This window comes from Komagataeibacter ossonobensis (assembly GCF_057359305.1).
This window is the reverse complement of record NZ_JBXAYQ010000041.1, coordinates 1-24,126: the sequence shown is the minus strand read 5'-3', so window position 1 is coordinate 24,126 and position 24,126 is coordinate 1. Positions and strand designations below refer to the sequence as shown.

General features: G+C 58.9%; 23 protein-coding genes, 5 pseudogenes and 1 other annotated feature. Of the genes and pseudogenes, 18 read left to right on the top strand and 10 right to left on the bottom strand.

All coding sequences use genetic code 11. The features are described 5' to 3' along the window. Together AC1RQ9_RS15820 and AC1RQ9_RS15815 are read left to right on the top strand one after the other, a co-directional pair. A partial coding sequence (locus tag AC1RQ9_RS15820; RefSeq protein WP_485987739.1) for a TolC family protein occupies positions 1–963 on the top strand: 963 nt, incomplete at its 5' end. A gap of 16 nt (positions 964–979) precedes the next feature. Then, positions 980–1,264, top strand: a complete 285-nt coding sequence (locus AC1RQ9_RS15815; RefSeq protein ID WP_039734207.1) for a hypothetical protein — start codon at positions 980–982, stop codon at positions 1,262–1,264. Between the two features lie 60 nt (positions 1,265–1,324). Here AC1RQ9_RS15815 and AC1RQ9_RS15810 read toward each other — a convergent pair whose 3' ends face one another. From AC1RQ9_RS15810 to istA, 5 genes and pseudogenes are all read right to left on the bottom strand, one after another. Next, the gene (locus tag AC1RQ9_RS15810; protein ID WP_003631394.1) at positions 1,325–2,134 is read right to left on the bottom strand and encodes an alpha/beta fold hydrolase; all 810 of its coding nucleotides are present in this window, start codon (positions 2,132–2,134) and stop codon (positions 1,325–1,327) included. Between the two features lie 187 nt (positions 2,135–2,321). Continuing rightward, positions 2,322–2,795, bottom strand: a complete 474-nt coding sequence (locus tag AC1RQ9_RS15805) for a RidA family protein (RefSeq protein ID WP_039734209.1) — start codon at positions 2,793–2,795, stop codon at positions 2,322–2,324. Between the two features lie 36 nt (positions 2,796–2,831). Next, positions 2,832–3,035 (bottom strand): annotated as a pseudogene (locus tag AC1RQ9_RS15800) (c-type cytochrome); the annotation flags it as partial. A gap of 219 nt (positions 3,036–3,254) precedes the next feature. Then, entirely contained in the window at positions 3,255–3,986 is a 732-nt protein-coding gene (gene istB / locus AC1RQ9_RS15795) for an IS21-like element helper ATPase IstB (protein WP_275405120.1), read from the bottom strand. Continuing rightward, a pseudogene (gene istA / locus AC1RQ9_RS15790) lies at positions 3,983–5,459 on the bottom strand (IS21 family transposase). Before istA ends, istB begins: the two are co-directional and overlap by 4 nt. 116 nt (positions 5,460–5,575) lie before the next feature. Here istA and AC1RQ9_RS15785 point away from each other — a divergent pair. Further along, positions 5,576–5,770 (top strand): annotated as a pseudogene (locus AC1RQ9_RS15785) (IS3 family transposase); the annotation flags it as partial. Between the two features lie 4 nt (positions 5,771–5,774). Here AC1RQ9_RS15785 and tnpC read toward each other — a convergent pair. The 3 genes from tnpC to tnpA form a co-directional block, all read right to left on the bottom strand. Beyond that, the gene (tnpC, locus tag AC1RQ9_RS15780) at positions 5,775–7,343 is read right to left on the bottom strand and encodes an IS66 family transposase (protein WP_217420226.1); all 1,569 of its coding nucleotides are present in this window, start codon (positions 7,341–7,343) and stop codon (positions 5,775–5,777) included. Positions 7,344–7,408: 65 nt separating this feature from the next. Further along, positions 7,409–7,756, bottom strand: coding sequence for an IS66 family insertion sequence element accessory protein TnpB (tnpB, locus tag AC1RQ9_RS15775; RefSeq protein ID WP_019092242.1), 348 nt, complete (start codon positions 7,754–7,756; stop codon positions 7,409–7,411). Continuing rightward, positions 7,753–8,241 carry an IS66-like element accessory protein TnpA gene (gene tnpA / locus AC1RQ9_RS15770; protein ID WP_061276868.1) on the bottom strand — a complete coding sequence of 163 codons (489 nt, stop codon included), beginning with the start codon at positions 8,239–8,241 and terminating at the stop codon, positions 7,753–7,755. Before tnpA ends, tnpB begins: the two co-directional genes overlap by 4 nt. Before the next feature lie 54 nt (positions 8,242–8,295). On the opposite strand from tnpA, the pseudogene AC1RQ9_RS15765 reads away from it, so the two are divergent. Continuing rightward, positions 8,296–8,955, top strand: a pseudogene (locus tag AC1RQ9_RS15765) (IS3 family transposase); the annotation flags it as partial. A gap of 25 nt (positions 8,956–8,980) precedes the next feature. On the opposite strand, the gene AC1RQ9_RS15760 reads toward AC1RQ9_RS15765, so the two are convergent. Continuing rightward, entirely contained in the window at positions 8,981–9,229 is a 249-nt protein-coding gene (locus AC1RQ9_RS15760) for an IS3 family transposase (protein WP_141654757.1), read from the bottom strand. After that, positions 9,155–9,271: a sequence feature (AL1L pseudoknot), on the bottom strand. (Overlaps the previous gene by 75 nt.) Next, on the bottom strand, positions 9,226–9,549 hold the full coding sequence (locus AC1RQ9_RS15755) for a transposase (protein WP_048883920.1): 324 nt from the start codon (positions 9,547–9,549) through the stop codon (positions 9,226–9,228). (Overlaps the previous feature by 46 nt.) Before AC1RQ9_RS15755 ends, AC1RQ9_RS15760 begins: the two co-directional genes overlap by 4 nt. Before the next feature lie 56 nt (positions 9,550–9,605). On the opposite strand from AC1RQ9_RS15755, the pseudogene AC1RQ9_RS15750 reads away from it, so the two are divergent. The 14 genes and pseudogenes from AC1RQ9_RS15750 to AC1RQ9_RS15685 form a co-directional block, all read left to right on the top strand. Next, a pseudogene (locus AC1RQ9_RS15750) lies at positions 9,606–10,355 on the top strand (Tn3 family transposase); the annotation flags it as partial. Positions 10,356–10,700: 345 nt separating this feature from the next. Continuing rightward, complete coding sequence (locus AC1RQ9_RS15745) at positions 10,701–12,104, top strand: aminotransferase-like domain-containing protein (RefSeq protein ID WP_025440016.1); 1,404 nt, start codon at positions 10,701–10,703, stop codon at positions 12,102–12,104. A 338-nt stretch (positions 12,105–12,442) separates the two neighbouring features. After that, positions 12,443–12,925 carry an MSMEG_0572/Sll0783 family nitrogen starvation response protein gene (locus AC1RQ9_RS15740; RefSeq protein ID WP_025440015.1) on the top strand — a complete coding sequence of 161 codons (483 nt, stop codon included), beginning with the start codon at positions 12,443–12,445 and terminating at the stop codon, positions 12,923–12,925. A gap of 24 nt (positions 12,926–12,949) precedes the next feature. After that, positions 12,950–13,924, top strand: coding sequence for a Nit6803 family nitrilase (locus AC1RQ9_RS15735; protein ID WP_159264430.1), 975 nt, complete (start codon positions 12,950–12,952; stop codon positions 13,922–13,924). Next, on the top strand, positions 13,921–15,030 hold the full coding sequence (locus AC1RQ9_RS15730) for an MSMEG_0568 family radical SAM protein (protein ID WP_275877808.1): 1,110 nt from the start codon (positions 13,921–13,923) through the stop codon (positions 15,028–15,030). The genes AC1RQ9_RS15735 and AC1RQ9_RS15730 overlap by 4 nt, the downstream gene beginning before the upstream one ends. Next, entirely contained in the window at positions 15,027–15,590 is a 564-nt protein-coding gene (locus AC1RQ9_RS15725) for an MSMEG_0567/Sll0786 family nitrogen starvation N-acetyltransferase (protein ID WP_087608920.1), read from the top strand. The genes AC1RQ9_RS15730 and AC1RQ9_RS15725 overlap by 4 nt, the downstream gene beginning before the upstream one ends. Next, positions 15,587–16,561 carry a sll0787 family AIR synthase-like protein gene (locus AC1RQ9_RS15720; protein WP_014106929.1) on the top strand — a complete coding sequence of 325 codons (975 nt, stop codon included), beginning with the start codon at positions 15,587–15,589 and terminating at the stop codon, positions 16,559–16,561. Before AC1RQ9_RS15725 ends, AC1RQ9_RS15720 begins: the two co-directional genes overlap by 4 nt. Beyond that, positions 16,558–17,736, top strand: a complete 1,179-nt coding sequence (locus tag AC1RQ9_RS15715) for an MSMEG_0565 family glycosyltransferase (protein ID WP_110096280.1) — start codon at positions 16,558–16,560, stop codon at positions 17,734–17,736. Before AC1RQ9_RS15720 ends, AC1RQ9_RS15715 begins: the two co-directional genes overlap by 4 nt. Continuing rightward, the gene (locus AC1RQ9_RS15710; protein ID WP_087608922.1) at positions 17,724–18,011 is read left to right on the top strand and encodes an MSMEG_0570 family nitrogen starvation response protein; all 288 of its coding nucleotides are present in this window, start codon (positions 17,724–17,726) and stop codon (positions 18,009–18,011) included. Before AC1RQ9_RS15715 ends, AC1RQ9_RS15710 begins: the two co-directional genes overlap by 13 nt. Before the next feature lie 16 nt (positions 18,012–18,027). Then, positions 18,028–19,275, top strand: a complete 1,248-nt coding sequence (locus AC1RQ9_RS15705; protein ID WP_010512404.1) for an MSMEG_0569 family flavin-dependent oxidoreductase — start codon at positions 18,028–18,030, stop codon at positions 19,273–19,275. A 15-nt stretch (positions 19,276–19,290) separates the two neighbouring features. Beyond that, positions 19,291–21,063 (top strand): AMP-binding protein, encoded by a 1,773-nt coding sequence (locus tag AC1RQ9_RS15700; protein WP_048851489.1) that lies wholly within the window; start codon positions 19,291–19,293, stop codon positions 21,061–21,063. A gap of 278 nt (positions 21,064–21,341) precedes the next feature. After that, the gene (locus AC1RQ9_RS15695) at positions 21,342–22,775 is read left to right on the top strand and encodes a cytochrome ubiquinol oxidase subunit I (protein WP_087608923.1); all 1,434 of its coding nucleotides are present in this window, start codon (positions 21,342–21,344) and stop codon (positions 22,773–22,775) included. A 2-nt stretch (positions 22,776–22,777) separates the two neighbouring features. Beyond that, entirely contained in the window at positions 22,778–23,797 is a 1,020-nt protein-coding gene (gene cydB, locus AC1RQ9_RS15690) for a cytochrome d ubiquinol oxidase subunit II (protein ID WP_087608924.1), read from the top strand. Further along, entirely contained in the window at positions 23,784–23,933 is a 150-nt protein-coding gene (locus AC1RQ9_RS15685; RefSeq protein WP_081477948.1) for a DUF2474 domain-containing protein, read from the top strand. Before cydB ends, AC1RQ9_RS15685 begins: the two co-directional genes overlap by 14 nt. Positions 23,934–24,126 lie beyond the last annotated feature (193 nt).

Here is a 24,126-nt window from a genome sequence, read left to right as displayed (position 1 = left end):
CGCCCGACTAAAAATGGGGGGATTACCCTGCTCCGGGTCACCCAGTTGCAGATCAAAATCGCCACGGACAATATCGGCGTTGCAAAACACGCGGTGGATCTGACTAACAAGCTGTATCTGGAAGGCGTGGGGAACACCCTGCAGATTGCGCAGGCTCAGGCCGAGCTGGATACACAGATTGCAGCGCGTGAACCGCTGAAAACCCGTGTTTCTCAGATAACGCACGCTATTGCCGTGCTGCTGGGGCAGATGCCGGGCTCTCTGGAAGATGAACTGAAGGTGCCGCGGCCCCTGCCGACCGTGCCGGAATTCCCCGCGACCATGCCGTCTGTCGTGATTGCCAACCGCCCGGATATCCGTATGGCGGAACGGCAGTATGCACTGGCGACGGCGCAGATTGGCGTTGCTGTGGCCAACCTGTATCCGCACTTTGTTATTCCGTTGACCTTCAACCCCAACGCGTCGGCCATGTACCAGCTGTTTCAGGTGAATGCCATGAGCTGGCAGTTCCTGATGATGGCGAGCCTGCCGCTGATGCACGGTGGCAAGATGACGTCCGAAGTTCGGGCGGCTCAGGCCTCGGCGGAAGCAGCACGTTTGACCTATCGTCAGTCGGTGCTAAACGGCTTCAAGGAAGTTGAAGACGCCATGGCGGCCTGGCATGATGACATTGAATATGCCGAGCAACTGCATAAAGCGGCAGAAGATAGTGCCACGGCCAGTGAGCGGGCACGGCGGCTATATGGTGCTGGTCTGGTTGGCTTCCTGGAAGTGCTGACAACCGAGCGCACCACCCTGAATGCGCAGAACATGGAAGCTCTGGCGCGTCTGGAACGCCTGCGTGATGCTGTGAACCTTTACACGGCTCTGGGCGCGGGCTGGAAAGGTGTGGCGCTGACCAATTCCACCCTGCCAGTTTCCCTCGAAACACAAAACGTGCTAGCGCGGGCCTTCAAGCAATGATCTGAAAGGTCACATCATGAGCAAGTCTTCGTCTCCTTATGTGCGTCGGCTGCTCTGGATTGTGGCCTGTTTTGTGGGTGGTTTTGCGCTTTTGTGCGTGAGTGGCTGGGCGCTTGTCGTCAACGGCAGCACGCAGGACTCCGCGATGGTGACAGTCCTCCGCTGGCTGCCCGTTGCAACGGGTGCGATCACGGTAGCCGCGGGATTTTTCCTGCTGTCTCTGCCCGTGCCAGGAGACCCGGAAGACTTCTTTCTGCCGGATGACGCCGACGGCGAACTTGAGAGAACAGACGGGAAATAAAAAGAGGTTCAGCCCGTTATCAGAGCTGAACCCTTCTCGCCCTGACCGTCAGTGTGACCGTCAGGCTTTGACGGACAGAAAGTCAGCCAACGCTTCGTTAAACAGAAGCGGGGCCTGCAGGAAGGCGAAGTGGCTGGTCTCGGGCAGGATCATGTAAGAACTGTCCGGAATATGCGCCACCAGATATTCCAGATGGGCGCGATGAATCATCTCGTCCCGGTCCCCATCCACAACCCATGCGGGGCAGCGGATGGCGTTCAGGCGGTCTTCCGTGAATTCGGCATCATGCTCCCATTTCCACAGGCCCCAGACGGTTTTTGAAAAGACATCAAATTTATCCGGGGTCGGGGAAAGCTCGCGGTAGTCTTCTGTGGCGCGCTTTACAAAAGCGTTGACCACCTTATCTCCGCTACACGCCAGATTGAGGCCGGATGCGGACATATGCGGCCCGTAAGCAAAGATGCGTTTGATGCGATCCGGGTGTTCAGAGGCCAGAATAATGCTCTGCACACCGCCATCGCTCCACCCGACGAGACTGGCATTCGGAATTTCCAGATGGTTCATCAGGTGAATGATATCGTCTGCCATCTGAGCGTAGCTGAGGGGTTTATCCCCTAACGTGCTGCGGCCATGCCCGCGGCTATCCACGAGGATGACACGGTGCGTTTTGGCCAGATAAGCCGCCTGTATGCCCCAGTAGTCAGAGTTTGCCATGCCCCCATGCAGCATGATGATGACATCGTCCCCTGTGCCGCCTTCCGTATAATAGAGCGAGCATCCGTTAATGGGGGCGTGCTGTCCTTTAAAGGAGGCCAGAGGGGCCGGGGTGGCAGGCAGGGTCTGCCAGCGTTTTGTTAAATGCTCAGTCATATCGTCAGGCCTCGTAAAAGAGCATGTTGTGGGTATCTTGGTATAACAAGATACCCTGCGCCTTTAGATGGCCGTGTATGACGAGACTTGCAAATGTGTGAGGCGGGATGCTGTTTCCCCAGATCCCCCGCTTGTCTTTTGGTTTGAAAAGCGATAGACTGGGGAATTCGTTGTCAGGCAACAGGCCTTATTTTTTAGGCGTCCGAACGGCCGTTACTTCAATTTCAATCAGCCATCCGGGGTTGGCGAGCTGGGCCACGGCAAAGGCGGAGCGCACTGGCAGATTAGGCTGCTTTTCTGTGCCGAAATACTGGGTGTAGGCCTTCATCATGCCATCAAAATCCAGCTGCTTTGTGCGCGGGTCCGCCACCATATAGATGTGCATCTGCACAACATCACCCATGGTCAGGTTCAGCTTTTTCAGCTCGCCTTCAATGCGCTGGAGAGAGGCGAGTGTCTGGGCGCGGGTGTCGCCATAGGCCTCAAGGCTTTTGGGCGGCGCGGTTTTGTCCTGCACCGGAGCGCCCATGCCGCTCAGATAAATGGTGGTGGCCCCGGCGGGGACTTCCACCGCGGTGGAGATGGGGAATTTCCCCTCACCATGACGGATCACGCCGCCTTCAGCATGCGCCAGAGCAGGGAAGGCAGCCAGAGCCGTCAGGGCTGCGCGGGGATCAGGCTTTTAAAAAGGCGCACGTTATTCTGCCTCTACTGACAGATGGGGACGCATTTCAGACACGTCTTCTGGTTTCAGGGCATCAGTATAATGGTTCCCGAAATGTGTGCGAACGTAATTGACGACATCGGCTACCTGCTGGTCATTCAGCAGTCCGGCAAACCAGGGCATGCCGCCAAAGCCGTTCAGCACCACATAAGCAGGATACTCGGCACTTTTCAGTTTGGGATCACGACACGAAAGTGTATTTTACGTACGCTTGGAGTGAACACCTGTAGAACTGGCCACATTGAGGTTCACGCAACAAGTAGGGATGTCAATCGGCACTCAAAAATAACCCCTGATCGGCATGCAATATTAACCCCCTGTTGAAGGCCCGGCCTGTCTCCTGAAGCCGTAGGCGTAAGGAGACAGGCCGGGGCAGGTATGGATCTGGAGAGAGGTTCAGTTACGGTTCCTGAACCGCCAGCTTTCGTTCCCTGTCTCGATGATGTCGCAGTGATGGGTCAGACGGTCGAGCAGTGCCGTGGTCATCTTGGCGTCGGCGAATACACTGGCCCATTCACCGAAGGACAGGTTCGTGGTGACAATGACCGAGGTCTGTTCATAAAGGCGGCTGATCATATGGAACAGCAACTGTCCGCCAGACTGGGCAAAGGGCAGGTATCCCAGTTCGTCGAGGATGACAAAGTCCAGTCGGCCGAGTTGTTCGGCCAGCCGACCCGCCCTTGCCGCCCGACTGTCAGCCTCAAGCCGGTTGACCAGGTCCACCACGTTGAAGAACCGGCCACGCCGACCTGTGCGGATGCAGCTCCGGCCAATGGCCGTGGCCAGGTGGGTTTTGCCGGTACCTGTGCCCCCCACAAGCACGACATTACGCTTGAGGTCGAGGAATTCGCCCCGAGCCAGGTCACGGACAAGGGTTTCGTTGACGGGCGTATCCGCGAACTGAAAGTCCTCGACATCCTGTGCCCGCGGCATCCGGGCAATGGTCATCTGGTAGCGTACCGACCGGGCCTGCTTTTCATGTATTTCGGCCTGGAGCAGTTCTCCTATGACCTGCTGGGGCAGATACTGTCGTTTGACCGCATGGGTCACCAGTTCATCATAGGCAGCTTTCATACCGTAGAGTTTCAGTTCCGCCATCGCCTGGAGGATCGGCCCACGTTCCATCATGGGCGTGTCCTCAGGATATCATACCGGCTGCAGTCAGCCACAGGAGCATGATGCAGGACCAGAGGTTCGGGAAGGGCAGGCAGGACGGGATTTGTGGCTTCATCCCGGCGTGACAGGATGTTGAGAATGACATCAACGGAATGCATGCCATCTTCCAGGGCCTCCCGGCAGGCCTGATCCACGCAGGTCAGGCCATGCTCGTTCACGGCAACCAGAAGACGTACGACCTGTCTGTCGCCTGCGGATCCGTTCAATGGAGACGGGCAGGATCCAGTCCCGGAATGGAGCGCCATTGCGCAGGGCACCCGGCTTGCGCTCCAGCACCCCGATATAATGCCATGGATCATAAACCGTCCGGTCCCGCTCGAACGAGCGGGCATGGACCCCAACCGTCCGGCCATCCTGCCGGATTTCGATGCGCCCGGCATAGGCCCTGAGTTCCACAGGGCGACCAACCGCGCTGCTGGAGACGGAATACCGGTTGTTGTCAAAGCGGACCAGGCAGGTTTTCGTGACGGATGCCATGCGGGCATGGAACCCGTCAAAGGAACCGGCATAAGGAACCAGAGCCGCGCGCTCGGCCAGGAACATCTCCCACACCGTTTTCTCCGGGACATCCGGATGGGCATGCGTTCTGGCCAGCTGGATGCATCGATCCACAAGCCATCCATTGAGTTCCTCGTAGTCACGGAACTTCAGACGCGGGGAGAACACGCGTCCACGCGCATATTTCACCTGGCTTTCAACCTGGCCTTTCTCCCATCCTGCCGCCGGCGTGCAGGCCTGTGGTTCAACCAGATAATGGGCGCACATCTGTAAAAAACGCCGGTTATAGTCCCGCGCCCGGCCAACAAAAACCGTTTCCACCGCAGTCTTCATATTATCGTAAATGCCCCGCTGGCATGCACCCCTGAAGAACGCAAAGCCCCGGTCATGCGCGTCAAACACCATTTCCTGCGCCTCGCGCGGATAGGCACGAATGAACATCATCCGGCTGTGGCACAGACGCATATGCGCGACCTTCACCTTTACCGCCACACCACCCAGAACGACAACCTCATGGCTCCAGTCAAACTGGTAAGCCTCTCCAGGTGCAAAACTCAGCGGAACATAGGCGGCCCGCCGCCCCATCTCATGGCGGTCTTCCCACCGTCGGCCATATCGCCTTACGGCATCATAGCTTCCTTCATATCCTTCCTCACGCAGCAGTTCGAACAGACGGATGAGGCTCAGCCGTTCGCGGGCCGGACGCGCCACGTTCTCCTCAAGAAGAGCGCACAATCTTCCCTCCCATGGACCAATCCGGGGAAGAGGCTGTCGTTCTCGGTGATAGTCAAAAGACGTCTGTCCCGACCGGATCACCTTGCGTACCGTCTGCCGCGATATCCCAAGGTCCCGGCAGATCGCCTTGATCGCCTTTCCTTCGACAAAATGCGCGCGACGGATCTTTCCAATTGTTTCCACAACAAGCATCCCAAACCGGGCCTCCATTCAGCATGAAGGCCATCGTGAACCCGTTTCTCAGAAAGGGGTCGTTTTTAGCTGCCTGTCCCCCTTCCGAAGGGGTCACTTTTCCATGCCGCTTAACAATCGAGAGGCTGTGCCGGGTCTTGCGGGTCTCTGCACGGGGGTACCGGGCCTGGACATCCCGACCGGCCTGCCAGCGCCAACGTACCGATCTGAAGGTGCTGACGCATATCCGTGAGCATTTTGCCCTGAGCAACGGGTCCTACGGACGGCCGCGCATGACCATGGAACGTAAGCATCCGGCGGGAGACGCAGGCATATTCAGGCGGCGATGGTATTGTGGACCTGCTGGTGGGCTTTCCAATGCCAGGGCAGGAGTTCATGGAGGCGTGGATTGGGGATGTCATTGATCCGTGCCAGGACATCGGCGAGCCATGCCTGGGGATCGACATCGTTCAGGCGCGCGGTGACGATCAGGGAATACATGGCGGCGGCGCGCTCTCCGCCACGATCGGAACCAGCGAACAACCAGGCTTTCCTGCCCAGGGCGATGCCGCGTAGGGCGCGTTCTGCTGCATTGTTCGTCAGACAGATACGGCCATCTGTGAGGAATCGTGTGAATGTATCGGCACGCCGTAGAAAATAGTTCATGGCCTGGGCAATGGGATTTTTTGTCGACATGCGCCGGCAACACTCCCGCATCCAGTCGAACAGATCGTCGACCAGAGGGGCTATGTCTGTTTGACGGACTGCCAGCCGATGTTCTGGGGGCGTACCGTTGATGGTGCGCTCGGCCTGGAATATGGCGTCGATCCTGCCTATTGCCTCTATGGCGAGGGGCGCCTTGTCTCTCTCGGCGATTTTGAACAGTCCCCTGCGTCCATGCGCCCAGCATCCGACGGAGACAACCGGCGCGGGTTGGCGTCCCGGTTTCGCCAGAGTATTGTAACCCGCATAGGCGTCTGACTGCACAATGCCGGTCCAGCCGGTGAGATGATCCGTGGGATGTTCGCCCTTGCGGTCCCGGGAATAACGGAACCAGACGGCTGGGGGCGCTGTGCCTCCAAAGGGGTGATCGTCCCGCACATAATTCCACAATCGTCCGGTGACTGTCCGGCCTTTCGCCAGAACCGGCACGGTGGTGTCATCCGCGTGCAGGCGTTGTGCCGACAGCACATGCGCCCGGATCAGCGTAGTCAGGGGGGCCAGCGTCGCGGTGCAGGCTCCCACCCAGTCAGCCAGCGTTGATGTGTCGAGATCGATCCCTTCGCGGGCAAAGGCATCGCTCTGGCGGTTCAGAGGCAGATGCTGCAGGAACTTGTCGCACAGGATGGTCGACAGCAGCCATGGGCCGGCGCGTCCGCGCGCGATCGGATGGAAGGGGGCGGGTGGCTGGGTGATGCTCTCGCAGTCCCGGCAGGTGAACTTCTCCCGCACCGTCTGGATGACCTTGAACTGGCGCGGGATCACCTCCAGCGTCTCGGTGACGCTCTCCCCCAGTTTGCTCAGACGATCGCTGCCACAGCACGGACACTGTGTCGGTGCGGGGATGACGACCCGCTCGCGCGGCAGATCGGCACGCAGGGGCTGGCGTCCCCGGTTGCTCCGGGGTGCTGTCGTGCGGACAGCGGGATCCGCCGCATTTTCGGGCGCGTCCTCGGCGAGCGTCGTCTCCAGTTCTTCCAGTTCGAGTTCGAATTGGGCCAGCAGGCGGCGCCCCCGCTCCGACGAGGCGCCGAAACGGTCCTGGCGCATCCGCGCGATAAGATGTTTGAGATGGGCAATCTGCGCTTCGGCGCTGGCCGCACGGGCTTCCGCGACCTCGGCACGCGCCTCGGCAGCGGCAAGTGCCGCGCGCAAGGCGATGATGTCGTCCGTGTCTCCCGTCATGAAGGCAGTTGATCACATGGGCGCTCAAAAGGGTACCAGTATATGCTGACCTGGCGCGGTTTTTATTATCCCGCCAGTTCAGGTCTCCATGTTTTCTGCGGATTGCGCCAGTCCACACCCTCCAGCAGACAAGTCAATTGTGACGGGGAGAGATGGATCGCTCCGTCCTTTGCCGAAGGCCACAGGAAATGCCCGCGCTCGATCCGCTTCGCATATAAGGAAAGGCCGATCCCATCGTGCCAGATCAGTTTCACCAGGTCGCCGCGTCGGCCCCTGAAGGCATAGACGTCACCCGCGAAAGGGTCACGACCCAGTGCTTCCTGGACCTTCAACGCCAGCCCGGGCATCCCCAGGCGCATATCGGTTACACCGGCCGCCAGCCATATCCTCAGCGTGGAAGGAAGCGGGATCATGATCGTAGTGCGCCCACAATCTCACGCAGACGATCAGCGGACAGCCCTGCGTCGAACTCCAGCCGCACACCGTCCGGAAAGACCAGGCTGACGGCTTGGCCGGACAGCGTTCCCTGTTCTCTCCGACGCTCCGATGGCTGCGGCTCGGGGGCCGGGGCTACCATGACAGGTATGAACGATGTCCCGCCTTTGGCCTGCGCTTTGGCCCGAGCCTCTCGCCGCCAGCGAAACACCAGACTGGGATGGATCCCATACTGTGCAGCCACCTCCCTTATGGGGCGTCGGCTCTCGTAGGACGCGATGACCACTCGCGCGCGAAATTCAGGGGCGTGCCAGCGGCGGCGATCCGAAACGATCTCGATCCGCGAGGCGTCCGCCAGCCTGTCCCGCTCATCGGTCTCTCTACCGCTCCTTTGGAGCCTCTCTGCGGTACTACCTGCGACACTCGCAGGTAGTACCGCGTCCCTATCTCTTAAATCGTTCATGCTTCATAGCTGAACCAGACCAGAAATATTCAGCAAGGCGTCAGTCGCCGGGAGCTTACCATGGAACTCAGGGAAGCCGGGCTTGATGTCGGGGAACGTCGCGTTGGCCGCCTCATGAAGGCCAACGGGATCCGGCCCGTGCGCACCCGTCGCCACAAGATGACGACCGACAGCCACCACCAGTCTGACATTGCGGCCAACCTTCTGGACGGTAATTTCCTTGCTGAAGGCCCCAACCGGAAATGGGCGGGAGATATCAGTTATATCTGGACTGCCGAGGGCTGGCTCTACCTCGCTGTCGTCATCGATCTGTTCAGTCGTCGCGTAATCGGGTGGGCCGCGAGCGATCGGATGAAAAAGGATCTGGCCATCCGTGCCCTGGATATGGCGGTAAGGCTGCGTAACCCGGCGCCCGGCTGCATTTTCCACTCCGATCGTGGCAGCCAGTATGGCTCCCATGATTTCCAGAAAAAGCTGCTGGCCCATGGGCTGCTGGCTTCAATGTCCGGAAAGGGAAACTGTTTTGACAACGCTGCCGTCGAAACATTTTTCAAAAGCCTGAAGGCGGAGTGGCTCTGGAGACAGAACTGGCCAACCCGCCGTCAGGCTACCACCGCCATCTTCCAGTATATCAATGGTTTCTACAATCCACGTCGACGCCATTCATATCTGGGCGGTATCAGCCCACTCGCTTTTGAAGCAAGAGTGGCATAAGCACTTCCTGACCGGCACAAAACCGTTACAAGTCCACGACATCCAGGCCTTCACGTTTGAGCTGATGCCAGACCTTGCGCGCTCCATAGACGCAGAAATTATTATTCCACACTCTACGGATGTCATCGCATAGCTCTTTGTCTTTCTGGCTGCGCACACACGGATTTTTCTGTCTGGCAACAGTTGCATAATAGGCAGATGGTGCAATCGACAGAACCCTGCAGATTGACCCGACACCATATGTCTGCCGATGCTCCTCAATGAAGCGTGTCATGGCTTGAAGATGCGGTCGAGTTCCGCTTGGGCAAAATATGCCGACGCCTTGCGCAGGATTTCATTGGCCTGCCGCAATTCGCGGTTCTCTCGCTCCAGTTGCCTGATCTTCTCCAGATCAGGAAGATCACTTACCGCAGGCGCATTGGCCCGTTCATGCAGACGGGTCCATTTTGACAGCGTGTCAGGATGAATATCCAGCTTTGGAGCGATCATCATCACCGCAGACCACCGCGACGGATGGTTCTTCTCTTCCTCCAGAACCATGCGGGCTGCACGTTCACGAAACTCAGGTGGAAAACGCTTCGATTTGTTGCTCATGAATCCTTCTTACCTCTCGGGTCGTTCCGTCTCCACAAAACCCGGGGCAATTCAGCGCCGACCTTGCGATCGAGCGTCACCATACCGATGGCGGGGGCGTTTCGGATCATGTGTTCGCCCTTTGCCATCTCCTCGGTTTCCGTTTCGCCCCGCGCATCCCCAACATCGGTAACAGACGCCTGCATCTGTTCGGCGACATGAAGCCTGGGTCGACTGTCGCCCCATTGATGGCCCAGCCGATCGACGAACGCCTGATCTCCGAGCACTGGGACGACGTGATCCGGCTCGCCACCTCAATCCGTACCGGCGTCACCAGCGCGTCGCTGATGCTGGAACGGCTCGGTTCTTATCCTCGCGCGAACGGTCTCGCCCTTGCCCTGCGAGAGATGGGCCGCGTTGAGCGTACGCTGTTCACGCTCGACTGGATCGAGCTCCCCGAAGAACGCCGCCGCGCCACCCGCGAGTTGAACAAGGGAGAGGCCCAGAACGCCCTCAAGCGCGCCATCTTTTTCCATCGCACCGGCCGGATCCGCGATCACGGACTGCAAGCCCAGGGACATCGGGCGAGCGCGCTCAATCTCGTCGCCAGCGCCATCGTATTGTGGAACACCACCTATCTCGGAGCCGCAATGCGGCATCTCGAACGTCAAGGACGATCCGTTGCGCCTGATCTGCTCCAGCATCTCTCTCCGCTGGGGTGGCAGCATATCAACCTGACCGGGGATTACCTCTGGACCGACGCCGGCATCCCGGAAGGGAAACTCCGCCCGCTCCGGCAAGCCATCACAATCACCGATAATCCTTAGCGTATATCTGTGCCCGTTTTATGTACCGATCCCAATCATGACATCACAATTAGAGTAAGGTGGGATTGAACTGTTCCAGAATACCCCCTGGATGCAAAGCAAATTTGCATCGAAGGTTCTTGTTCAATTATCGGGTCAACCCATTGGAGATGAACAGAAACTGATAGCCTCGTGGACGAATTCCTTGCTCTTAATTTTCTTGATACAACACAAACAACATCTCCTCTATCTGCTCACGCACATTGACCGCTCAAGTCTATCCACAATCTATTTTGTAGATTATTGCATTGTTTGTATGGAATATGATCGAATAAATTTCTGTCGAATATATGGAAGCCATTTGTCATGTCCGATTATCCTTATCTGGCTCACTGGAAAGAAGAAATCAGCCGAAGCCCGAATGCGATGTATCTGACACTCGTTGATGCGCTGGCACTTTCCATCCGCAAAGGCGATCTGAGAGAAGGCGATAGACTGCCGCCCCAGAGAACCATCGCAAGCCATATCGGAACCAACCTGACAACCGTGACGCGCGCCTTTACCGAGGCCCATCGTCGGGGTCTGATTGACGCAACAGTTGGTCGGGGTACCTTTGTTCGTGTTGGCGCAGGGGAAAGTCATTGGCGTCATACCGGTCCCGCCGTGGTTGACCTGACCATGAACCTGCCGCCCATCCCGCAGGACCCGCCCCTTCAACGCGTTATCCAGAACGATATTACGGCCATCCTGAAGCAGCAGGATCTGAACAGCCTGATGTCTTACCGGGTAACGGGTGGCACACTGGAAGAACGCCAACTCGGCGCGAAATGGATCGCGCCCGTCATCGGCCAGCGCCGAACGGATGAAATCCTTGTCTCGCCCGGTGCACAGAGCGCTCTGGCGGCAATCGTCAGCACTCATACCCAACCCGGCGATGTTATTGTCACTGACCGCATTGCCTATCCCGGTATCCGGACCATAGCAGCGCAGTTTGACCTTATTCTGGTCGGTGTGGACAGCGACATGGAAGGCATGATGCCAGACCAGCTTGATCGGGTCTGTGCCGAACATCATCCCCGCTTACTCTACTGCATTCCAACCATCCACAATCCCAGCACGGCCACGATGTCCCTGCAAAGACGCGAGGACATCCTGAAGGTCGCCCAGCACCATCATCTGCATATCGCCGAGGACGACCCTTACAGCCTGCTGATGGACAATCCGCTACCGGCGCTGGCGGCCCTCGACCATAGCCGTGTCAGCTACGTGGCTACCCTTGCCAAGACGCTCAGTCCGGGCCTACGCACGGCCTATGTTGCCCTGCCGAATACTGACATGACTCGACGGGTAACAGCGGCTATTCGAGCTATCGCGCTCACCAATGCCGGCCTGCTCAGTGCGCTGACGGCGCGGTGGATGCAGACGGAACAGGCGCACACGATCCTCCACTCGATCCAGAAGGAACTGCGCCTGCGCCAGTCGATCGCCCGCAGGGTGTTGGGGGAAAGACACTGTATGAACCCCGACGGACCGCATGTCTGGCTGAAACTGCCAGACTGGTGGGGCAGCGCGGATTTTGTCGCCTACGCCCGCAGGCGGGGACTGGCGCTGGTTCCCAGCACCGTTTTCACCATCAGTGGCGAACCCCCGCAGCGCGCGCGGATTGCACTAGGCAGCGCTCCAGATGCGGCGAGCCTTGAAGAATCTCTGCATGGCGTGATGTCTGTCCTGCAGCACAAACGCTCCCCCGGTTTTGCCGATATTGTGTGATCTCGCCGCTACACCGTGAATCGGCGCAACCTACTGATTCGACGGTGAATCTGTGCATTCATAGAAAACAAGGCCTCTGAGGTTTTCACAAATGCGTGATTTAAGTATCAAGCAAAAACAATGAGTTATTTATATACCCCATCATTGTCTGGCATTTTATCATTTATTGTCTTCTTTCGTCCGCCTTAAATGGCTTCCTATTTGTCTCTTTGTTTTTTTTGTACCCAAAAAGGTATCCATACAAAATTTTGTAGTTGGCGCATTCCATGTCACGTTTTCTCCCGGTGTTGCGGTCGCCCCGGCATCTCGCCAGAGACCGCACTACATGGAGATACATCATGCCGAAAGTCGAACACACTCCGTACAAAGATGGCGATTGCTTCGTCAATTATGAAAACAAGGTCTTTGAGGACGTCAAAGCCAAACCCGGCGAAAAAGCCCTTATCACCTTCCACACTGTGGCCAATGAAGGGTCGGTCGGGTTCGTCAACCTGCTGCAGGCTACCCGCCTGATCCGCAAAGGTTTCGAGACGTCGGTGCTGCTGTATGGCCCGGGTGTGACCCTTGGTGTGCAGCGCGGCTTTCCCCGCCTGGGCGACGAAGCCTTTCCGGGCCACATGAATTGCAACAAGCAGATCGCGAAAATCCTCGAAGAGGGCGGCAAAGTCTATGCCTGCCGCTTCGCGCTTCAGGCCCTTTACGGCTACGGCGAGCAGAACCTGATCCCCGGCATCACGCCGATCAACCCGCAGGACGTGCTCGACATTATCCTTCTTGCGCGTCGTGACAACGCTTTCATCCTCAATACCTGGACTCTCTAAAGGCCAAAGGAAGGACCGCAAGCCATGTCACGTATCGTTCGCGCTGCTGCCATCCAGATCAGTCCCGTCCTCGGCGATGACGGTTTGGGGACAGCCCGGAAAGTCTGTCAGGCCATCCGTGAAGCCGCCGAAAAAGGCGTGAAACTGGCGGTCTTTCCTGAAACCTTCGTGCCCTATTACCCCTATTTCTCGTTCATCCAGCCGGCTTTCCGCTTCGGTGGGGAGCATCTGGAACTCTACGAACGCGCTGTCGTCATTCCCGGTCCGGTCACCGACATGGTGGCAGAGGCTGCGCGCCAGACCGGCATGGTCGTCGTGCTGGGCGTAAACGAGCGCGATTTTGGCACGCTCTACAACACCCAGATTATCTTCGACGCTACGGGTGAAATCCTGCTCAAACGCCGCAAGATCACGCCCACCTACCATGAGCGCATGGTCTGGGGGCAGGGCGATGGTTCCGGGCTGAAAGTGGTAGAGAGTGCGGTCGGTCGCATCGGCGCACTGGCCTGCTGGGAGCATTACAATCCGCTCGCCCGCTACGCGCTGATGACCCAGCACGAGGAAATCCATTGCGCCCAGTTCCCCGGCTCGCTGGTAGGGCAGATATTTGCCGACCAGATGGAAGTCACCATCCGGCATCATGCGCTGGAATCCGGCTGCTTTGTGGTGAACGCTACGGGTTGGCTGACGGAAGAGCAGATCAAGGAAATAGCGGGCGACCCTGCGCTGGAAGGGCCGCTGCGGGGTGGATGCTTCACGGCCATCGTCTCGCCTGAAGGGAAGCTGCTCGGCACACCGCTGACGGAAGGCGAGGGGATGGTGATTGCCGATCTTGATTTCGCTCTTATCACCAAGCGCAAACGGATGATGGACTCTGTAGGACATTATGCACGACCTGAACTGCTTAGTCTGCTTCAGGATCGGCGGCCTGCCCGTACCGTTCATTACGTTGGTGAAGCCGATCCGGTTCCCACATCTACAGATGAGGCTGCGTCATGACCATTCCGACGCTCGGTACACTTTCTGGTCGCAAGCTCGTTACCGATCTCCAGTCCTTTGGACTGCAGATCGGCGAGCAGACCGGCGGCATTGCCCGCAAGGGAGGCGCTGGTCCTTCGGATCACAAGACGATCACCATTGCGGGCCAGACCGTCATGGTTCCGGTCTATACGTCTGGCGCGCAGCATTCACCGTTTCAGGCCAGCCCGCCAGACCAGCACGGGACCAGCATGCTGCTACGCGATGGGCGGGCAGTAGGTACGATCCATTTCCCGGCTGCCCCGCGCTTTTACGGGCTGAGCACGACAGACGGTATTCCCTACTGGAAGATCGCGCTACTGCATGGCCGTGACACGCTGGCGACCACGGTGCACCAGACCTGCATCCGCTATGCCGACCGGCGCACATCCTGCCAGTTTTGCGCCATTGGCCAATCGCTGGAGGCGGACCGGACGATCGCTTACAAGACACCGGCGCAGCTTGCCGAAGTTGCCAAAGCTGCTGTGGAACTGGACGGCGTGCGCGACATGGTGCTGACGACCGGCACGCCCAATGTGGTTGATCGGGGTGCTGCCGTGCTGGCGGAGTCAGCGCGTGCCATCAAGGCGGCGGTGGATCTGCCGCTTCAGGTTCAGTGCGAGCCGCCACGTGATCACGGCTGGTTCCAGCGCCTGCGCGACGCCGGGGCCGACAGCCTGGGTATGCATCTCGAAGCCGCAACACAGGCGGTGCGCGAGAAGATCATGCCCGGCAAGGCCACGGTCAGCGTGGATCGCTATATGGACGCTTTCGCCAGCGCCGTGCCGGTCTTCGGGCGCGGGCAGGTCAATACCTACATTCTGGCCGGTCTTGGCGACAGCGCCGCAGATATTCTGGCTCTGGCCGAACGCCTGATTGCGCTCGGGGTCTATCCCTTCGTGGTGCCGTTCGTGCCGATTTCCGGCACACCGCTGGAAAATCACGCGCCGCCTTCGGCCGATTTCATGAAGTCCGTGCTTGCCCCGCTGGGGCGCATGCTGCGCGAGGCGAACATGAAATCCACCGACATCCGGGCCGGGTGTGGCCGGTGCGGCGCCTGTTCCTCCCTTTCGGCGTATGAACAATGACCATGATCCTCGAAGGGGTGGAAGACCGCCCGTTCATCCCCACGGAATATGTCGTGCGCCTTGCCCGCACGCCGTGGGAACGCGCAGGATATCACGCGCTGCGTCACGAAGTATTCTGCACCGAACAGCATGTTTTTGCAGATGACGATCGCGATGCGATTGATGCGACCGCCATTCCCATCATCGCAGCCTGCTGCATGGCGGGGATGCCGGACCGGATCGTGGGAGCGGTGCGCATCCATGAGGCCGAGCCCGGCGTGTGGCGCGGTTCCCGCCTGGCCGTGCATGAAGATCATCGCAGGCTGGGGCGGATCGGGGCGGAACTGATCCGCATGGCGGTCAGCACGGCGCACGGACTTGGAGCCAGACGGTTCCTGGCCCAAGTGCAGGAACAGAACGTGCTGTTCTTCCGCCGCCTGCACTGGAAAAGTCTCGGGGCCCTCACCCTGCATGGGCTGCCACATCACGACATGCAGGCCGACCTCTCACGCTATCCGGCGCATGGGCTGGACCAGACCTGGCTGCTGCGCCCGCAGCCTCGTAACCGGCAGGTGGCATGATGGCACACGAACTGACGACACTGCTGCGCACGCTTCGACACGGTCGGGCCCTTGCGGGCAAACAGGATATTGCCGAAACCGTCGCAATTCTTGGTCGGGATACAAGCGATGGTATCCGCCTAGGAGATGACTGTGCTGCCATACCGGATGGCGATGGCTATCTCCTGCTGGCCAGCGAGGGGTTTCAGGACAGCTTCGTGCGCGCCATGCCGTGGTTTGCCGGCTATTGCGGCGTGATGGTCAATATCAGTGACATCGCGGCCATGGGCGGTCGCCCTGTGGCTGTGGTGGATGCGTTGTGGAGCGATACATCCGAGGCGGCCGCGTCCATTCTGACCGGTCTGCATGAAGGTGCGCGCACCTATGGCGTGCCGGTTGTCGGCGGTCATACCAACATGCGCAGCACCCATAATTCGCTGTCGGTGGCGATCCTTGGCCGTGCCCGTCATCTGCTGACCAGTTTCGATGCCCGACCGGGCGAAGTCCTGATCGCCGCCATCGACCTGCGCGGCCGCTGGCACGACCCGCACCCGTTCTGGGATGCGAGTTCCGCACTGTGTCATACTGAGGGGGCGGCACGCCTTCGGGGTGATCTCGATCTCTTGCCCGGCATTGCCGAGGACGGGTTAAGCCGCGCCGCCAAGGACATCAGCATGGCCGGACTGCTGGGCACCGCCCTCATGCTGGCAGAATGTTCGGGTATCGGCATGACCATCACGCTCGATGACATTCCACGTCCCGACGATGCACCAATGGAACGCTGGCTGTCCGCATTCCCCAGCTATGGCTATCTGCTGACGGCCCGGCCCGAGGCGGCCGGGGCAGTCATGGCCCGCTTTCATGGGCGGGGCATAGCGGCTTCTGTCATCGGTCAGTGTGACAGCACGCAGCGGCTGGATGTCACATGGGCGGACGAGAAGGAAACCTTCTGGGATCTCGCCCGGATGCCTCTCATGGGGTGTGCGCCATGAGGCTCTCCATCGGCATCCTGACCCATTCCACCAATCCGCGTGGCGGCGTGGTGCATGGCATGGCGCTGGCCGAAGCCCTGTGCGACGCAGGCCACGACGCCACGCTCATCGCGCCGGATGTAACCGGGGTCGGTTTCTTCCGCAGGCCCCGCTGCGCCACAAACTGCATCCCGGCTGTGCCCGAGCCCGACCTGCCAACGCTGGTGGAACGCCGTATTGGCGAGATCAGGGACGCCCTGCGTGGGCAGCCTTTTGACGTGCTGCACGCACAGGACCCGATCAGCGCCAATGCACTGGCCGAACTGGTGGAAGAGGGGCGGATACCGGGCTTTGCCCGCACGGTCCACCATCTTGACCATTTCACGCACCCGGTCCTTGCCGCGCGGCAGGAACGGGGGATCAGGGCGGCGGCCGAACTGTTTACCGTCAGCACAATGTGGGAAGATGTCCTGCGCAACGACCATGGCCGCGAAGCCCCGGTCGTGGGCAACGGGGTTGATCCCGTGCGCTTTTCGCACGTCCCAACCGCGCATGATGCCGCGTTGCGGGCGCGGTATCATCTGCCTGCCGACCGTCACCTGATCCTGTCCGTGGGCGGGATCGAGCGGCGCAAGAACACGTTGCACCTGCTGGAAGCGTTTGTGGCCCTGCGCCGCGAACGGCCGGACGTGCATCTGGTTGTGGCGGGCGGGGCCTCGCTGCTGGATCATTCCGCCTACCGCACCCGGTTCACGACGTATCTGCGCGAAAGCGGTGCAGCCGATCATGTCACCATCACCGGGCCGGTTGCGGATGAGGACATGCCCGCCTTCTACCGGCAGGCGGACGTGCTGGCCTATCCGTCCATAACCGAAGGGTTCGGCCTGTGCCCGCTGGAGGCGCTCGCGTGTGGCACGCCAGTCGTTGTGCCGGAAATCGCGCCCTTTACCGAGCATCTTTCGCGGGCAGATGCGCTGTGGTGCGACCTAGCGCGCCCCGACACCCTGTTTCTGGCCTTGCGGGATGCCCTTGGCGCCCAAAACCGCGAACGCTTCCGGGCCAGCGGCCCCGCAACCGCCCGCCGTTTCGACTGGGGCCGCGTCGCCAGTCGGCACCTCCCCGCATACCGGCGTCTGGCGGCGCGGTCGCGCACCGATGCCATTGCTTCAGGAGTTCTTTCACCATGCCCGAAATGACCTTTCGCGTGCGCTGGCCCGATGGGAAGGAGACTGACTGTTACTCCCCGTCGCTGGTCATAAGGGACCACTTCACGCCCGGTCGGGATTATCCGGTCCGGGAGTTTCTTGAAAAGGCGGACACCGCCCTGACGGACGCCAGCGAGCGGGTTCGCGCCCGCTACGGCTTCCCATGCAGCCGCGCCCTTGGCCAGCTTCAGGCCATAAGGCAGGCCAGTGCGCCCTTCCTGAACCAGTCCGACGCGCAGGTGCGCGTCCTGTCCTTCAGTTATTGAGACGAAAAGAACGATCATGACACAGAACGAGAAAACCATCCCCGTCATCATCGTGGGTGGCGGACAGGCCGGGCTCTCCATGAGCTGGTATCTCTGCCGCGAGAAGGTGGAGCACATCGTCTTTGAGGCAAAGACGGCCTGCCATTCGTGGGATGATGAACGCTGGGACAATTTCTGCCTGGTCACACCGAACTGGCAGTGCGAACTTCCCGGTCATCCCTATAAGGGGAAAGACCCGCACGGCTTCATGGTGAAGCAGGAAATTATTGACTACGTGAAGGGCTTTGTCGCCTCCTTCAATCCGCCCCTGCGCGAGCACACTGCCGTTACCTCCATCACCCGCCATGAAGGTGGTGGCTACCGCGTGGTAGCAGGTGGTGAGACGTGGCACGCAAAGCATGTTGTCATCGCATCAGGCGCATATCAGGATGCGGTCATCCCCGGCTATGCCAGCGCGATCGATCCCGCCATCCATCAGGTTCACTCGCAGGATTACCGCAACGCGGCCCAGTTGCCGGAAGGGGCTGTGCTGGTCGTGGGTAGCGGCCAGTCCGGCGCGCAGATTGTCGAGGACCTGTTCCTTGAAAAACGCAAGGTCCATCTCTGTGTCGGTTCCGCCCCGCGCGTGTCGCGCTTCTACCGTGGCCGCGACGTTGTGGACTGGCTTGCGGACATGCACTTCTACGACCTGACGGTGGATAATCACCCTCTGCGTGACGGTGCACGCGACAAGACCAATCATTACGTCACGGGCCGAAATGGAGGCCATGATCTTGATCTGCGCCTCTTTGCAAAGAAGGGCGTTGGCCTGCATGGCACGCTGGAGACAATCCGCGATGAAGTGGCGCACTTCGCGCCGGATCTGAAGGAAAACCTTGATGATGCGGACAAGACCAATGCCGACATCAAGAAATCCATTGACGCCTACATCGCCCGTGAAGGGATCACGGCTCCGACCGAAGCCCCTTATGTGCCTGTGTGGGAGCCCGATGGCAGTAACACCCCGCTCGACCTGAAGGCTGCCGGGATCACTTCGATCCTCTGGTGCATCGGCTTCCGCCCGAACTATCGCTGGATCGACGTGCCGGTCTTCAACGGGGCCAACAAGCCGGTCTGGCATCGCGGCGTGACCGATGCGCCGGGCTTCTACTTCCTCGGCCTGCCATGGCTGCACACCTGGGGATCGGGACGGTTCTCCGGTGTTTCGCGTGATGCCGCGTGGCTGGCCAGCCAGATCACCGGCAAAGACGTGCCTGTAGCCTGAACGGAGTAAAGCGCCATGCTTCCATGGACAACATATGAGGCGATGTATGACGCGGCCACAAGCCAGCCAGAACAATTCTGGCTGGAGGCGGCGCAACGCATCACATGGAAGCAGGCACCTGTGAGCGCATGCAGGACACGGGCGGATGGCTGGCATGACTGGTTCCCCGACGCCACGCTCAACACCTGCCATAACGCCGTCGACCGGCATGTAGCGGACGGACGCGGCGGGCAGGCGGCGCTGATCTGGCATTCCTGCGCCACGAAGGAACGGCAGGTGGTAACCTACCGGGAACTCCAGGGCAGGGTGGCCGGGTTTGCCGGCGGCCTGCGCGCGCTGGGGGTGGAGAAAGGCGACCGCGTCCTGATCGCCATGCCCACCATGATCGAAACCGCCATCGCCATGCTGGCCTGTGCGCGGATCGGGGCGGTGCATGTGGTGGTTTTTGCGGGTTACGCCGGACCTGAGCTGGCTCGGCGGATTGATAGCGTGGCGCCGAAAGTCATCATCATCGCCAGTTGCAGCTTTCAGGGGCAAACCACCATACCATCCCAACTCGCCCTGAATGAGGCGCTAGCCGAAGCCGAGCATAAACCCCAGGCCTGCGTGATCGTGCAGCGAGCGACCTGCCCGGCTCAGCTTCTGCCGGAACGGGATCACGATTTCCATACGCTGGAACAGTCCGCGCCGGCAGAGCCGGTCATGCTGAGATCTGAAGATCCCCTGTATATTCTTCATACATCCGGCACGACAGGTCATGCGAAGGGCATCGTGCGCGACAATGGCGGGCATGCCGTGGCCCTCGCCCTGTCCATGGAGCTGATCTATGGCTGCGAACCCGGCGATACGTTCTTCACGACATCGGATCTGGGCTGGGTGGTAGGCCATTCCTACGGGGTCTATGCACCGCTGCTCAGCGGCTGCACCAGCGTGATCGTGGAAGGCGGCGCATCGGCTTCCGCCATCCGCGCGCTTTGCCATGAGCACGAGGTGAAATGCCTGTTCACCACACCCACCCAGATGCGCCTCATGCGGCAGGAAAGCCGCAACCTGTCAGGGGCCATCCTGCCTGCACTGGCCCGCATTTTCGTGGCCGGGGAGTATGCGGACCCGACATTGCTGGAGTGGGCACGATCCTATTTTTGCAAACCCGTGGTCAATCATTGGTGGCAGACCGAAACCGGATGGAGCATCACCGCGCATTTCTTTGGCCTGCCCGAGCGTGAGCCGGTTGCGCTCATGAACGACATCGGGCGGCCTGCACCGGGATTCCGTCCGGAAATCATGCTGTCCATACCCGGTGAACAGTGCGGCGAAATTGTCCTCTCCCTGCCGCTGCCACCCGGCTGCCTGGCTGGCGTATGGAAGGATGGAGCGATCCATGTTCCTGCAGCTTACCTGGACGAGACCGGCCAGTATTATCGTACCTTTGACGAAGGTATGATCGAGGCCAGCCGCGCCGTGCATATGCTCGGGCGTTCCGATGATGTCATAAAGGTCGCGGGCCGGCGAATTTCGGGCGTACAGATCGAAAAGATCATCGCCGCCCATCCAGAAGTTCATGCCTGTGCCGTAGTGGCCACCCCTGATGAACTGAGAGGCCAGCGACCTGTCGCCTATGTAGTACCTAACTCCGGCGTAGAAGGCAGACCTTCTTCCGAGGAGATAATCGGACGGGTCAATCACGCACTCGGTCGCTGGATTGGCCTTAAGGAAGTCCGCTTCGTCAAACATCTGCCAACAACGGTTTCAGGAAAGATCACGCGGAAACGCCTGTTGGTATCTTAACGTTATCAGGCTCGTACCAGATCATTCTTACGGAAAAATGGTGAGCTCAAACAGACAGTCCGGAGACTCTGCACTTATCAATATGTCATGGTTAAAGGATTATTAGAAAGACGACAGAATGGTAACTGAAGGCGTCTTCAAAAATCAAAAAAATAACAGATGCCTACATCTATCAGACAGTGCGAATATTCCAACAACAAAACCGTCTAGCAGTCTGCATTTATTGAAATTTTATATTTCTTATAACTGCGACTGAATCAGGATTTGGGGAATTACCCATGCAACCATCTCACGATATCGCGCTGCTTCTTGCACGCTTCCAGTTCGCCTTTACCGTAGGCGTCCATATTGTTTTTCCTGCCTTTTCAATCGGCTTGGCAGCCTATCTGGCCGTACTGGAAGGATTATGGCTTAAAACCGGCCGTGCGGCCTATCTTGATCTCTATCGATACTGGATCAAGATATTCTCGATCGTCTTTGGGATGGGCGTCGTCTCCGGACTGGTCATGTCGTATGAATTCGGCACGAACTGGTCAGTTTTCTCGCGGAAAGCCGGGCCTATTACAGGTGTCCTCCTATCGTATGAAGTCATGACAGCCTTCTTTCTCGAGGCGGGCTTCCTAGGGGTCATGCTCTTTGGCATGAACAAGGTGGGACGCGGCCTGCATTATGCAGCAACATGTTGTGTCTCGGTCGGCACACTCATCTCGATGACATGGATCCTGGCATCAAACTCATGGATGCAGACGCCGCAGGGATACACGATTGATGCTGCTACCGGTCGCTTCATACCTGCGGACTGGCTTGCCATCATTTTCAATCCCTCTTTCCCTTTCCGGCTTGTGCATATGGGTCTGGCGGCCTTTCTTTCGGTTGCCTTTATAGTAGGGGCGACAGGGGCGTGGCATCTGCTCAAGGCACGCCGTGCGGGCACCCAGGCAAGCGAACCAGTGCGCCTGATGTTTTCCATGGCGATGTGGATGGCAGCCTTCGTTGCCCCTCTGCAGGTCCTCGCCGGTGACGCCCACGGGTTGAACACGCTCAAATACCAGCCGGTTAAAATTGCTGCGATGGAAGGGGACTGGGAGTCAGAAGCACGTGCCCCTGAACTACTGTTCGGTATTCCCAACATGAAAACCGAACATACGGATTATGCCATCAGGCTGCCGCTGGCCGGGTCGCTCATCCTGACACACAGCCTGAATGGCAAGGTACCGGGCATGAAGGATTTCCCGCGTGACCAGCGTCCGCCTTCTCCCGTGATCTTCTTTTCCTTCCGCATCATGATTGCGCTGGCGATGCTTATGGTCATTGTCGGGTTCTGGTCACTCTGGCTGAGGCACAGAGGAACTCTGTTTAGCAGTCCGGGATTTCATCGGGTCGCCGTATGCATGGCACCGGCCGGTTTCATCGCATTGCTGTGCGGTTGGGTGACGACCGAGGTTGGGCGTCAACCATGGACCGTTTATGGTTTGCTCAGGACATCCGATAGTGTTTCCCCGATTGCTCTGTCCAATATGGCGCTGACGATGACCGTCTTTGTTGTAGTCTACGTAATCGTATTTGGATCAGGCATCGGCATTCTGGGCCGCCTGCTAGCACGCGCACCACAGGAAGGAGAGCATGAGACCAGCCCCTCTCATGCCCCGGATATTCTAGCCACAAGCACTCATCCCAAAGTCATCAATCCCTCTTCTGGCGAAGGAGCCTGAACATGATGGACGTCGCATACTGGCTTCCGATCATATGGGCCGTTATTCTGGTCGCTGCGATCACCATCTATGTCGTCCTTGATGGCTTTGACCTTGGCATCGGAATGCTGTTCGCCGTGGAACGGCATGAAGGCCGCAGGGATGTGATGGTCAACACCATTGCCCCTGTATGGGACGGAAACGAAACGTGGATGGTCCTTGGTGGCGCTACGCTTTACGGGGTCTTTCCTGGGGCCTATTCAACCCTGCTTCCCGCGTTTTACCTGCCGATCGTGCTCATGCTGGTTGCCCTGATCTTCCGGGGTGTAGCCTTCGAATTTCGTATCATGACACGCGGGACTGGACGCGAAAAACTGTGGGACGGTGGCTTCATGATTGGATCGGGAATCGCTGCTTTCTGCCAGGGCGCAATCCTCGGCGGAGTTGTTCAGGGAATCAAGGTCGTGGATGGAGCTTTTGTTGGCAGTTCAATGGACTGGCTGACCCCATTCAGCGTGCTGTGCGGACTGGCCGTCATGTGCGGTTATGCCCTGCTCGGGGCAACTTGGTTGATCTGGCGCACAACCGACGTGCTAGAAGCTTCCTGCCGCAAATGGGCGAAGCTGCTGGCAATCGGGTTGTTTGTATGCATCGTCGCTGTCAGCCTGTGGACGCCTATGTTGCACGCACCCTACCTGCGACGCTGGACCGAGTGGCCCAATATCGTATTTGTCGCACCCGTTCCCCTTCTGGTAATCGCACTAGGTTTTCTACTGACCATCGGTCTGCGTCGTGGGCATTCCAAAGGACCCTTCCTGTGTGCTCTCGGTTGGTTCTTTCTCTGCCTGTCCGGACTCGGGATTACGGTATGGCCGTATGCTGTTCCGCCCGGGTTGACGCTGTGGGATGTATCATCCCCCCCATCCAGTCAATTTTTTCAACTGGTCGGCACCGTCATCTTGCTGCCGATCATCCTGACCTACACAGTCTACTCCTATCGTGTGTTCCGGGGAAAGGTAACGGAAGCAGATGGCTATCATTGAGATTGTACAGGGCAATGGGGACAACGCGCCCCGGCGCCTTAGCCAGCGTATAGGTTGGTTCATCGGCATATGGACGCTTAGCACAGCAGCGTTATTCGCAAGCGCACTACTCGTTCACATGATCGTACCAAAATGACTAAATCTGTGGTTGTTCTGACAACCACAGATTCATTTTTTAACATTGATTATACCCAGTTGAATTCCTGCCACGATCTTATTGAGCCGTTTAGCGGCGATCTTTTGCCTGATTTCGGGTCGCCGGAAATAAATCGGTATCTCACAGAGCAACGGGCCGCCGTCCCATGCTGTTGCCATGATCCGCATTGAAC